Origin of the sequence: Burkholderia sp. MSMB1078WGS, assembly GCF_001528895.1 — a bacterium.
Lineage (GTDB): Bacteria > Pseudomonadota > Gammaproteobacteria > Burkholderiales > Burkholderiaceae > Burkholderia.
Genome location: NZ_LPDI01000100.1, coordinates 175,969 through 187,893 on the forward strand (window position 1 = coordinate 175,969; position 11,925 = coordinate 187,893).

Annotated in this window: 9 protein-coding genes; 5 read left to right on the top strand and 4 right to left on the bottom strand. The window is 68.7% G+C overall.

All coding sequences use genetic code 11. From position 1 onward, the window contains the following. Positions 1-118 precede the first annotated feature (118 nt). From sodC to WT24_RS26470, 4 genes are all read left to right on the top strand, one after another. The gene (gene sodC / locus WT24_RS26455) at positions 119-655 is read left to right on the top strand and encodes a superoxide dismutase [Cu-Zn] (protein WP_034208121.1); all 537 of its coding nucleotides are present in this window, start codon (positions 119-121) and stop codon (positions 653-655) included. Between the two features lie 189 nt (positions 656-844). Further along, positions 845-1,414, top strand: coding sequence for a dCTP deaminase (gene dcd, locus WT24_RS26460; RefSeq protein WP_006398615.1), 570 nt, complete (start codon positions 845-847; stop codon positions 1,412-1,414). An 81-nt stretch (positions 1,415-1,495) separates the two neighbouring features. Further along, positions 1,496-3,775, top strand: coding sequence for an arginine/lysine/ornithine decarboxylase (locus WT24_RS26465; protein ID WP_059504824.1), 2,280 nt, complete (start codon positions 1,496-1,498; stop codon positions 3,773-3,775). After that, the gene (locus WT24_RS26470; protein ID WP_060036292.1) at positions 3,775-4,593 is read left to right on the top strand and encodes a lysozyme inhibitor LprI family protein; all 819 of its coding nucleotides are present in this window, start codon (positions 3,775-3,777) and stop codon (positions 4,591-4,593) included. Before WT24_RS26465 ends, WT24_RS26470 begins: the two co-directional genes overlap by 1 nt. 88 nt (positions 4,594-4,681) lie before the next feature. Here the strand turns inward: WT24_RS26470 and WT24_RS26475 are convergent, their stop codons facing one another. From WT24_RS26475 to WT24_RS26485, 3 genes are all read right to left on the bottom strand, one after another. Continuing rightward, positions 4,682-5,365 (bottom strand): HAD family phosphatase, encoded by a 684-nt coding sequence (locus WT24_RS26475; protein WP_060036293.1) that lies wholly within the window; start codon positions 5,363-5,365, stop codon positions 4,682-4,684. Positions 5,366-5,460: 95 nt separating this feature from the next. After that, positions 5,461-6,870 carry an argininosuccinate lyase gene (argH, locus tag WT24_RS26480; RefSeq protein ID WP_059504829.1) on the bottom strand — a complete coding sequence of 470 codons (1,410 nt, stop codon included), beginning with the start codon at positions 6,868-6,870 and terminating at the stop codon, positions 5,461-5,463. Positions 6,871-6,974: 104 nt separating this feature from the next. Next, positions 6,975-7,784 carry a helix-turn-helix transcriptional regulator gene (locus WT24_RS26485; protein ID WP_060036294.1) on the bottom strand — a complete coding sequence of 270 codons (810 nt, stop codon included), beginning with the start codon at positions 7,782-7,784 and terminating at the stop codon, positions 6,975-6,977. A gap of 216 nt (positions 7,785-8,000) precedes the next feature. Here WT24_RS26485 and WT24_RS26490 point away from each other — a divergent pair, with 216 nt between their 5' ends. Continuing rightward, on the top strand, positions 8,001-8,753 hold the full coding sequence (locus WT24_RS26490; protein WP_060036295.1) for a class I SAM-dependent methyltransferase: 753 nt from the start codon (positions 8,001-8,003) through the stop codon (positions 8,751-8,753). 108 nt (positions 8,754-8,861) lie between these two features. Here the strand turns inward: WT24_RS26490 and ppc are convergent, their stop codons facing one another. After that, on the bottom strand, positions 8,862-11,891 hold the full coding sequence (ppc, locus tag WT24_RS26495) for a phosphoenolpyruvate carboxylase (RefSeq protein ID WP_059504834.1): 3,030 nt from the start codon (positions 11,889-11,891) through the stop codon (positions 8,862-8,864). Positions 11,892-11,925 lie beyond the last annotated feature (34 nt).

The window sequence follows — 11,925 nt, forward strand, 5'->3', positions numbered from 1 at the left end:
GGGCCTCACGCTGTTTACGGCGCCGCGAGGCGCGGTATCATGGCGACTTTTCCCGGGTCCCTTTACCCACCCGGCGCGGCCGTCGTCTCACACGGCCGCCAGCCGGTATGAGGATCGAATGAAACAACGACATCACGGCGTGCGCGCCGGCCGCGCGCGGCGCGCGCTGCTGGCCGCCGCCGCGCTGGGCCTGCTGGCCGGCTGTACCTCCTTTTCCTCGTCGCACGAAAAACGGGCCGACGCGCAACTGCAGCCGACGGTCGGCTCGCAGGCGCGCGGCGCGGTGACGTTCGTCGAGCGCCCGGACGGCGTGCAGGTCACCTACAACCTGGTCGGCCTGCCGCCGAACAGCGATCACGCGCTGCAGGTGCACGAACGCGGCGACTGCAACGCGGGCGACGGCTCGAGCGCCGGCCAGGTGTTCGCGCCGGCCGCCGACCGGCTGCGCGCGGGCGCGCGCGTCGCCGGCGATCTCGGCAACATCCATGCGGATGCGAACGGCGTCGCGGCCGGCTTCATCGTCGCGCCCGACCTGGCCCTCGATGGCGTGCGCTCGGCGATGAACCGCGCGGCGCTGGTGCACCGCGACTCGAGCGACCCGGCGTTTCCGCAGCATGGCGCGGGGCCCGCGCTGGCTTGCGGGGTGATCCGTTGACGGCCGCCGCATGCGTGGGCCGACGATCGCGTAAAATGTGCGCCTTTCCCGGCCGCCGCCTGGCGCGAGCGGCCCTTCCCGACTGTCACGCAGCGTTTCCTGGCGCCCCGATATGAAACGACCCCAACGCTCACTTCGTTCGCTCGGGGGGATGCAGTCCCCCCGTTCCCGCCATGCGCGGAGGCCGGCATGAGCATCAAGTCCGACAAATGGATTCGGCGCATGGCCGAAGAGCACAAGATGATCGAGCCGTTCGTGCCCGATCAGGTCCGCGCGTCCGAGGACGGCCGCCGGATCGTCAGCTACGGCACGTCGAGCTACGGCTACGATATCCGCTGCGCGGACGAATTCAAGATCTTCACGAACATCAACTCGACGATCGTCGATCCGAAGAACTTCGACGAGGGTTCGTTTGTCGATTTCAAGGGCGACGTGTGCATCATCCCGCCGAATTCGTTCGCGCTGGCCCGCACCGTCGAATATTTCCGCATCCCGCGCACCGTGCTGACGGTCTGCCTCGGCAAGTCGACCTACGCGCGCTGCGGGATCATCGTCAACGTGACGCCGTTCGAACCCGAGTGGGAAGGCTACGTCACGCTGGAATTCTCGAATACCACGCCGCTGCCCGCGAAGATCTACGCGAACGAAGGCGTCGCGCAGGTCTTGTTCTTCGAGAGCGACGAAGTGTGCGACGTGTCGTACGCCGATCGCGGCGGCAAGTATCAGGGTCAGCGCGGTGTCACGCTGCCGAAAACCTGATCTGGTTGCATAACGTCTCACCAGTTTCCGGGTGACCGCTGCGCGTGACGCGCCGCGGTCGTTCTTTTTGGAGAATCGCCCATGAAGTTTCGTTTTCCCGTCGTCATCATCGACGAAGATTTCCGCTCCGAGAACATCTCGGGCTCCGGCATCCGGGCGTTGGCCGAAGCGATCGAGAAGGAGGGCGTCGAAGTCCTCGGCCTCACGAGCTACGGCGATCTGACGTCGTTCGCGCAGCAATCGAGCCGCGCGTCGTGCTTCATCCTGTCGATCGACGACGACGAACTCATGCTCGGCGAAACCGGGCCGGACGGCGAGCTGCCCGAGCTCGCGACCGCGATCATCGAGCTGCGCGCGTTCGTCACCGAAGTGCGCCGCCGCAACGCGGACATCCCGATCTTCCTGTACGGCGAGACGCGCACGTCGCGGCATCTGCCGAACGACATCCTGCGCGAGCTGCACGGCTTCATCCACATGTTCGAGGACACGCCGGAGTTCGTCGCGCGCCACATCATCCGCGAAGCGAAGGTCTATCTCGATTCGCTCGCGCCGCCGTTCTTCAAGGAGCTCGTCAAGTACGCGGACGAAGGCTCGTACTCGTGGCACTGCCCCGGTCACTCGGGCGGCGTCGCGTTCCTGAAGAACCCGCTCGGCCAGATGTTCCACCAGTTCTTCGGCGAGAACATGCTGCGCGCGGACGTCTGCAACGCGGTGGACGAACTCGGCCAGCTGCTCGATCACACGGGCCCGGTCGCGGCGTCCGAGCGCAACGCGGCGCGCATCTTCAGCGCGGATCACCTGTTCTTCGTGACCAACGGCACGTCGACGTCGAACAAGATCGTCTGGCACGCGACGGTCGCGCCCGGCGACATCGTGCTGGTCGACCGCAACTGCCACAAGTCGATCCTGCACGCGATCACGATGACGGGTGCGATCCCGGTGTTCCTCACGCCGACGCGCAACCATTTCGGCATCATCGGGCCGATCCCGCGCGACGAGTTCAAGCCGGAGAACATCCGCAAGAAGATCGAGGCGAACCCGTTCGCGCGCGAGGCGATGCGCCAGAATCCGGACATGAAGCCACGGATCCTGACGATCACGCAGAGCACGTACGACGGCGTCGTCTACAACGTCGAGATGATCAAGGACCTGCTCGGCGACCTGCTCGACACGCTGCACTTCGACGAAGCGTGGCTGCCGCACGCGACGTTCCACGATTTCTACCGCGACATGCACGCGATCGGCGACGGCCGGCCGCGCACGGGCGCGCTCGTGTTCGCGACGCACTCGACGCACAAGCTGCTCGCCGGCATCTCGCAGGCCTCGCAGATCGTCGTGCAGGATTCGGAGAACCGCACGTTCGACAAGCACCGCTTCAACGAGGCGTACCTGATGCACACGTCGACGAGCCCGCAGTACGCGATCATCGCGTCGTGCGACGTCGCGGCCGCGATGATGGAGCCGCCGGGCGGCACCGCGCTCGTCGAGGAATCGATCGCCGAGGCGATCGACTTCCGCCGCGCGATGCGCAAGGTCGACGCCGAATACGGCGACGACTGGTTCTTCAGCGTGTGGGGGCCGGACAACCTGTCCGAGGAAGGCATCGGTTCGCGCGAAGACTGGATGCTGAAGCCGAACGACCACTGGCACGGCTTCGGCCCGCTCGCGGAAGGCTTCAACATGCTCGACCCGATCAAGGCGACGATCATCACGCCGGGGCTCGACGTCGACGGCGAGTTCGGCGAGACCGGCATTCCGGCCGCGATCGTCACGAAGTATCTGGCCGAGCACGGGATCATCGTCGAGAAGACGGGCCTGTATTCGTTCTTCATCATGTTCACGATCGGCATCACGAAGGGCCGCTGGAACTCGATGGTGACCGAGCTGCAGCAGTTCAAGGACGATTACGACAACAACCAGCCGCTGTGGCGCGTGCTGCCGGAATTCGTCGCGCAGCATCCGCGCTACGAGCGCGTCGGCCTGCGCGACCTGTGCACGCAGATCCACGACGTGTACCGCGCGAACGACATCGCCCGTCTGACGACCGAGATGTACCTGTCGGACATGGAGCCGGCGATGAAGCCGTCGGACGCGTTCGCGAAGCTCGCGCACCGCAAGATCGACCGCGTGCCGCTCGACGAGCTCGAAGGCCGCGTGACGAGCATCCTGCTCACGCCGTACCCGCCGGGCATTCCGCTGCTGATCCCGGGCGAGCGCTTCAACAAGACGATCGTGAACTACCTGCGGTTCGCGCGCGACTTCAACGAGCGTTTCCCGGGCTTCCACACCGACATCCACGGCCTCGTCGCGGAAGAGGTGAACGGCCGCGTCGAGTACTTCGTCGACTGCGTGCGCGACTGATGGCGACGCACGGACGATTCCGGACGACGCGCGCGGCGCTGGCCGCGCTCGTCGTCTGGGCGGCAGGATTGACGGGGCTCGCAGGCGCGGGTGCCGTTCACGCGGAAGTCGCGGCGGCCGACCCGATCGACGTCGCGATGCGGCAATGTCTCGCGCGGCGCGATCGGTCGTCGCCGGCCGGCCAGATCCAGTGCATGGGCGAAGCGCAGCAGCAGTGGCAGGCAGTGATGGACGGCGCGTACCAGCGCCTGTCGAAGGATGCGCCGGCCGACGCGAAGCGCGGCTGGCAGGAGAGCCAGCGCCGCTGGCTCACGTGGCGCAAGGACGAAGTGCAACTGCTGAAGGCCGTGTACGACACGACGCGCGGCACCGCGTATGCGATGTCGAGCGCCGACCTGCAACTGCAGCCGGTGCGCGATCGCGCGCTGGCGCTGCGCGGGGCGGCCGATCGCTATGCACCGCCGCCCGCCGCCGTGCCGGTCGCGGCGACGAGCGGTGCGCAGGGCGGTGCGGCTGCGGCTGCACCGGCCGGCGCCAAGCCGGCGAACGCGCCGCGCGATCCGGCGATCCGCCGCGTGCGGCCGTGCGCGCAGGACGCCGCGTGCGAACACGCGCTGTTCGACCTGAACCGCTATTACCAGAAGCTGCGCCGCAAGATGCCCGCGCATTCGGCCGCGACGCTCGTGCGCGCGCAGCGCGCGTGGGTGGCGTTCCGCGATGCGACGGCGCCGCTCGTCGGCGAGGACGGCCGCGTCGACCTGATCGGTGCGCGCATCGCGACGATGAAGCGGCTGTCGGAGACGGCCGGCAATCGGTAGGAATCGCGGCGAGGCCGGTGATCCGGCTCGGCAACGCAAAACGGGCACCCTCGGGTGCCCGTTAGCATTGGCGGGCCGTGTGCGCCGCTTACGCGCTCTGCTGCGTGTCCAGCCGGCCGAACCACGTCGGCACGAGCGCGACCGCGTCGTCGAGCGACGCGAGCACGTGCAGGCTCAGCGCGACGATGTCGGGCGTCGGCGCCTTCAGGTCGGGCACGGTGACGACCGCGGCGCCCGCGCCGGCGGCCGACAGCGCGCCGAAGTCGCTGTCCTCGAACGCGACGCACGCGTGGGCCGGCACGCCGAGGCGCTCGGCCGCGAGCCGGTAGACGGCCGGGTCGGGCTTGCCGCGCGCGACTTCGTCGCCGCCCGCGATCGCGCGGAAGAACGGCAGCACGCCGACGGCGTCGAGCCGCGCGCGGATCACGTCGCGCGCGGATGACGACGCGACCGCACACGGAATGCCGGCCTGCGCGAGTGTGTCGAGCAGCGCAAGCGCGCCCGACTTCAGCGGAAACTTCGGATGGGGTTCGGGTGCGGCGAGTTGCTCGCGCACGCGGATGCGCACCGCGTCGAACGTGTCGGGGTCGCCGATCAGTCGCGCGAGGATCACCTGGCCTTCGGCGAACGAGCGGCCGACGATCTGCAGATAATCGATCTCGGTCAGCGCGACGCCGTGCGCGTTCGACACGTCGATCCACGTGTCCATGATGGTCCGCTCGGAATCGACGAGCAGGCCGTCCATGTCGAAGAGCGCGGCGGAAAAGGTCATCGGGGCATCCGTGAAGCGGGGAAAGCGGCGGGCGGCCGACGCGCCGCCCGAATGAAAAACGGACGCCGAAGGCGTCCGTCGGAGACTGCGGGTCGCTACTTGCCCAGCGCGGCGCGGGCAGCGTTGACGGCTGCACGCACCTGGTCGGGCGCGGTGCCGCCCGGATGGTTGCGGCTCGCGACCGACCCTTCGAGCGTCAGGTAGCCGAACACGTCGTCGCCGATCAGGTGCGCGACGTTCGGCAGTTCCCGCTTCATCTCGTCGAGCGTCAGGTCGGCGAGGTCGATGCCGCGGTCGTCGCAGATCTTGACCGCGTGCGCGACGGCTTCGTGCGCGTCGCGGAACGGCAGGCCGCGCTTCACGAGGTAGTCGGCGAGGTCGGTGGCGGTCGAGAAGCCCTGCAGCGCGGCCGCGCGCATCGCGTCCGGCTTCACGGTGATGCCCGCGACCATCTCGGCGAAGATCCGCAGCGTGTCGGCGACCGTGTCGACCGTGTCGAACAGCGGTTCCTTGTCTTCCTGATTGTCCTTGTTGTAGGCGAGCGGCTGGCCCTTCATCAGCGTGAGCAGCGCCATCAGGTGGCCGTTCACGCGGCCGGTCTTGCCGCGCGCGAGTTCCGGCACGTCGGGGTTCTTCTTCTGCGGCATGATCGAGCTGCCGGTGCAGAAGCGGTCGGCGATGTCGATGAAGCCGACGCGCGGGCTCATCCACAGCACGAGCTCTTCGGAGAAGCGCGACACGTGCGTCATCACGAGCGCGGCCGCCGCGGTGAATTCGATCGCGAAGTCGCGATCCGACACCGCGTCGAGCGAGTTCGCGCAGATGCCGTCGAAGCCGAGCGTCTTCGCGACCGCGTGACGGTCGATCGGGTAGCTGGTGCCCGCGAGCGCGGCCGCGCCGAGCGGCAGGCGGTTCACGCGGGTGCGGCAGTCGCGCATGCGTTCCGCGTCGCGCGTGAACATCTCGACGTACGCGAGCAGGTGATGGCCGAATGTGACCGGCTGCGCGACCTGCAGATGCGTGAAGCCCGGCATGATCGTGTCGGCGTTCTGTTCCGCGAGGTCGATCAGTGCGCCGCGCAGGTCGTTCAGCAGGCCGCCGATGCGGTCGATCTCGCCGCGCAGCCACAGGCGGATGTCGGTCGCGACCTGGTCGTTGCGCGAGCGGCCCGTGTGCAGGCGCTTGCCGGCATCGCCGATCAGCGCGGTCAGGCGCGCCTCGATGTTCAGGTGGACGTCTTCCAGGTCGAGCTGCCATTCGAATTCGCCGCGCTCGATTTCGCCCTTGATCTGCGCCATCCCGCGTTCGATCGCGGCCAGGTCGTCGGCGCTGATGATCTTCTGCGCGGCGAGCATGTTCGCGTGCGCGAGCGAGCCGGCGATGTCGACGAGCGCGAGGCGCTTGTCGAAAAACACCGACGACGTGTAGCGCTTGACCAGCTCCGACATCGGTTCCGAGAAGCGGGCCGACCAGGCCTCGCCCTTTTTGTGCAGTTGGGACGTCATGGCGATTCTTCGAAGGGGAGTTGGGCGGCGTGCGCCGCCGAGGGAATCCCGCGATTCTAACATTCGCGGGCCGGCCCACCGGCCTTTGCCGGCGCGGCCGGTGCTCAGTCGCGTACCAGCACGACGAGCTTCAGGTCCTCGCGGTGCGCGGGCTTCAGCGTGATCTGCTGGTACACGAGGCGGCCGTCGGCCGGGTGGTCGAATTCGCGCAGCCCGCCTTCGCGCTCGAACACGTCCTGGGATGCCCAGTACTGCGCGAACGCGTCGCTGCCGGCCGTCAGCGCGTCGATCAGCGCGCGCGTCGGCGCATCGGTCAGGTGGCGGATCGCATCGGCGCGGAATTCGGCCGCGAGCCGCCGCGCGCGGGTTTCCCAGTCGACGATCAGCGTGCGGGCGTCCGGCGACATGAACGTGAAGCGCAGCAGGTTGCGGTCGTGCTCGCCGTCGAGCCAGCCGGAAAAGAGCGCGGCGGCCGGCGCATTCCACGCGAGCGCGTTCCATTGGCGGTCGAGCACGTAGGCGGGCGTCGCGATCGCCGCGACGGTCGCGGCGAGCGTCGGCGGCAGGTCGCCGCCCGCGACATCGGGCTCGGCTGGGTCGCGCTGCGCGGCCAGCTCGAACAGGTACGCGCGCTCGGCCTTCGACAGTTGCAGCGCGACGGCGATCCGGGCGAGCGCGTCGGCCGACGCCGACACGGGCCGGCCCTGTTCGATCCACGTGTACCAGGTCGGGCTGACGCCGCACAGTTGCGCGACTTCCTCGCGCCGCAGCCCCGGCGTGCGGCGGCGCGGGCCGGGCGGCAGGCCGACGGCCTGCGGCGACAGCCGCTCGCGATGGGTGCGGATGAATTCGCCGAGCGCGCGAGCGGGCGTGGCGTCGAGCGGCGGGACGGGAGCGGAGGACGGCTGGTTCATGCGGAAACGGCGAAATGGAGACGAAGACGCGGCAACGATCAGACAGGTGGATCGAATACCAGAATAACTGCTTAACTTGTACTGGTACACGTGCGGGCCTATTGTAGCGGCTCGCGCGCTGGCAGGGCAGCGGGCGTCCCACAATACGTTGCACGGGGCCGGATCGCGCGCGGGAGCGCCGGGTTCGGCCGGCTGCATCAAGAAAAGGAGCGAACGATGAAACACCACGACCAGGTCGCCGACGCATTCGGCACGACGGCCGCCGCCTATCTGACGAGCACGGTTCATGCGACGGGCGCCGACCTGCAGGCGCTCGCCGACGCGGTGAGTGCGACGCCCGATGCGGCGGTGCTCGACCTCGGTTGCGGCGCCGGCCACGCGAGCTTCGCGGTCGCGCCGCACGTGCGCGACGTGGTCGCGTACGATCTCGCCGCGCCGATGCTCGCGACCGTCGACGCGGCCGCACGCGAGCGCGGGCTCGCGAACATCCGCACGCAGCAGGGCCCGGCCGAGCGGCTGCCGTTCGACACCGCGACGTTCGACTGGGTCGTGAGCCGGATGAGCGCGCACCACTGGCACGACATGCGCGCGGCGCTCGCCGAGGTGCGTCGCGTGCTGAAGCCGGGCGGCCGCGTGTTGATGATCGACATCGCCGGCAACGATCATCCGCTCCTCGATACGTACCTGCAGGCCGCGGAAGTGCTGCGCGACGCGTCGCACGTGCGCAACTATCGCGCGGACGAATGGCTCGCGATGTTTCGCGCAGCCGGTTTCGATGCGCAGGTGCACAGCCGCTGGCGGTTGCCGATCGATTTCGACACGTGGGTCGCGCGCATCCGCACACCGGCCGACAGCGTCGCCGGCATTCGCGCGCTGTGGGCGCATGCGCCGGACGAGGTGCGCGGCTATTACGCGGTGCAGCCCGACGGTTCGTTCGAGCACGATGCGTTGCTGATCGACGCGCGCTGAGCGTGCGGCGCGCGGTTTCTCGTCGCATGAAAAAAGCCGCGATACGTATCGCGTATCGCGGCTTTCGTTGTCCCGGGCGGCGCGGAATGCACCCGCGCCGCGCGCGGATCAGCCGGTGTTGCGCAGGCCGGCCGCGATCCCGTTGATCGTCAGGTGAATCCCGCGGCGCAGCCGCGCGTTCGTGTCGCCCGCGCGGTGACGCTTGATCAGCTCGACCTGCAGGTGGTTCAACGGATCGAGATACGGGAAGCGGTTCTTGATCGAGCGCGCGAGCAGCGGGTTGGTCGCGAGGCGGCTTTCGTGCCCGGTGATTTCCGCGAGCGCCTGCGACGTGCGCTCCCATTCCGCGACGATCCGCTCGAACACGTGCTTGCGCAGCTTGCGGTCGGGCACGAGTTGCGCATAGCGCGACGCGACCGCGAGATCGGTCTTCGCGAGCACCATGTCCATGTTCGACAGCAGGTTCGAGAAGAACGGCCAGGTCTTGTTCATCTTCTTGAGCAGCGCGACGCGTTTCGCGCGTTCGGCGTCGTCGGGCGCGCCGTCGAGATACGCGCTCACCGCGCTGCCGAAGCCGTACCAGCCGGTCAGCAGCAGCCGGCACTGACCCCACGAGAAGCCCCACGGAATCGCGCGCAGATCCTCGATCTTGCGCTGCTTCGGATCCTGCAGCTTGCGCGACGCGGGGCGGCTGCCGATGTTCAGCTCGGCGATCTCGGTAATCGGCGTCGACGCGAAGAAGTAGTCGGTGAAGCCCGGGGTTTCGTAGACGAGCGCGCGATACGCGGCCATCGCCGAGTCGGACAGCGTCTGCATCGCGGCTTCGAACGCGGGCAGTTGCGCCGGTGCGTTCGACTGCGGCAGCAGCGACGCCTCGAGCGTCGCGGCGACGACCGTCTCGAGGTTGCGCCGGCCGATCGACGGGTTCGAGAACTTGCTCGCGATCACCTCGCCCTGTTCGGTCAGGCGGATCTGGCCGTTCACGGTGCCCGGCGGCTGCGACAGGATCGCCTGGTAGGTCGGGCCGCCCCCGCGGCCGACCGTGCCGCCGCGGCCGTGGAACAGTCGCAGCGTGATCTTGCGCTCGCGGAACAGGTCGACGAGCGCGAGTTCCGCGCGATACAGCTCCCAGTTCGACGTGAGGAAGCCGCCGTCCTTGTTGCTGTCGGAGTAGCCGAGCATCACTTCCTGTTCGGCGCCCTGGTGCGCGATCAATGCGTCGATGCCCGGCAGCGCGAAGTATTCGCGCATGATGCGCGACGCGTCGCGCAGGTCGGGGATCGTCTCGAACAGCGGGATCACCATCAGGCTGTTGCGCGCGTCGCCGCCCGGTACGCCGAGCGTGCCTTCGAGCAGGCCCGTCTCCTTCTGCAGCAGCAGTACTTCGACGAGGTCGCTGACGGTTTCCGTGTGCGAAATGATGTAGTTGCGCACCGCGCGCGCGCCGAATTGCGCGCGGACCTCGCGCGCCTTCTCGAACACGCCGAGCTCGCTCTGCGCGAGCGCCGAGTATTCGAGGTACGGCGAGCGCAGCGGGCGCGGATCGGCGAGCGCGGCGAGCAGCACGCGCAGCTTGTCTTCCTCGGCGAGCGCCGCATAGTCGGCCTCGACGCCCGCGCGCGCGAACAGCTCGGCGACCACCGCCTCGTGGATGTCGGAACTCTGGCGCAGGTCGATGCTCGCCAGATGGAAGCCGAATACTTCGGCCGCGCGTACGAGCGGCGCGAGGCGCGGCGCGGCGAGCGACGTGCCGTGGTGTTCGTCGAGCGACGCGGTCAGTACCTTCAGATCGGCGACGAACGCTTCGGAATCCTCGTACGGAATCGCGCGCACCGGCGGCGCGCCGCGGCCCGCGCTGCGCACGGGCACCGTGCCTTCGCCGACGCGCACGCGCGCGCTCGCGGCGAGCCGCGTGTAGATGCCGATCAGCGCGCGGCGATACGGTTCGTCGACGCGGTGCGGCGACTGGTCGGGCGACGCTGCCGCGAGCGCCTTCACCGCGTCGTTCGCGCCGACCAGCAGGTTCGACACCGACAGCTCGGCGCCGAGCTTGTGCACCTGTTCCAGATAGTGTTCGAGGATCACCGCGGCCTGCCGGTTGATCGCCTCGTCGAGCGTCGACGCGGTCACGTTCGGGTTGCCGTCGCGGTCGCCGCCGATCCAGCTGCCCATCTGGAAGAACGCGGGCACGCGGGCCGACAGGCCGTGCTCGGCGAGCGCGGCCTCGATGTCGCCGTACAGCGCGGGCAGCTCGTCGAGGAAGGTCGCGCGGTAGTACGACAGCGCGTTCTCGATTTCGTCGCCGACCGTCAGGCGCGAGTCGCGCAGCATGCGCGTCTGCCACAGCGCGGTCACGCGCGCGCGCAGCATCGCTTCGTTGTACTGGCGCTCGCGCGCGGTCAGTTCCTGGTCGCGCTCGGCGAGCAGGCGCGCGATGTCGTGCTGCGCGTCGAGGATGCTCTTGCGCTGCACTTCGGTCGGGTGCGCGGTCAGCACCGGCACGATCAGCGCATCGTCGAAAAAGCGTTGCAGCAGGCGCTTCGACGCGTTGCCGGTGGTTTTCAATTGATCGAGCGCGTACGCGACCGTGCCGGGCTGCGGCGCGGAGCCGGCCAGCGCGTGGATGCGGCGGCGGCGGTTGTGATGGCGGTCTTCCGCGATGTTCGCGAGGTGCGAGAAATAGCTGAACGCGCGCACGACGCTCACCGTCTGCTCCGGCGTCAGCTTGCGCAGCTTCTTCTCGAGCGTCTGCGCGGCTTCGCTGTCGTCCTCGCGGCGGAACTTGACCGCGGTCTGGCGGATCGCCTCGACCACGTCGAACACGGTATCGCCTTCCTGTTCGCGCACGACGTCGCCGAGCAGGCGCCCGAGGAAGCGGATGTCTTCGAACAGCGGGCGGTCCTTGTCGTCGCGCGCGCGGGTGCCGGCCTTCGTCGCGACGGCCTGGCGGGCGGCTGCGCCGGCGGCCTTCGGCGCCGTTTTTGTCTGACGTATCGGGTCTTTCGGTTTCGTTGCCGTGGGTTTCGTTGCCGTTTTCGCACGGCCGTTCGCGGCAGTGGCGAGCGTGCCCGTCGGGGCGTCGGAGGAGGGCAAGGCAGCATTGCGGCGCGCCGTACGCGCCGATCCGGAAGACTTCACGATGGGTTTCCTTGGGAAAGCTCGAGTCAAAAGG

Bases quoted from the DNA above. Each gene is read 5' to 3' on its own strand.
- sodC (WP_034208121.1), top strand. From the start codon at position 119: ATGAAACAACGACATCACGGCGTGCGCGCCGGCCGCGCGCGGCGCGCG.
- dcd (WP_006398615.1), top strand. From the start codon at position 845: ATGAGCATCAAGTCCGACAAATGGATTCGGCGCATGGCCGAAGAGCAC.
- WT24_RS26465 (WP_059504824.1), top strand. From the start codon at position 1,496: ATGAAGTTTCGTTTTCCCGTCGTCATCATCGACGAAGATTTCCGCTCC.
- WT24_RS26470 (WP_060036292.1), top strand. From the start codon at position 3,775: ATGGCGACGCACGGACGATTCCGGACGACGCGCGCGGCGCTGGCCGCG.
- WT24_RS26475 (WP_060036293.1), bottom strand. From the start codon at position 5,365: ATGACCTTTTCCGCCGCGCTCTTCGACATGGACGGCCTGCTCGTCGAT.
- argH (WP_059504829.1), bottom strand. From the start codon at position 6,870: ATGACGTCCCAACTGCACAAAAAGGGCGAGGCCTGGTCGGCCCGCTTC.
- WT24_RS26485 (WP_060036294.1), bottom strand. From the start codon at position 7,784: ATGAACCAGCCGTCCTCCGCTCCCGTCCCGCCGCTCGACGCCACGCCC.
- WT24_RS26490 (WP_060036295.1), top strand. From the start codon at position 8,001: ATGAAACACCACGACCAGGTCGCCGACGCATTCGGCACGACGGCCGCC.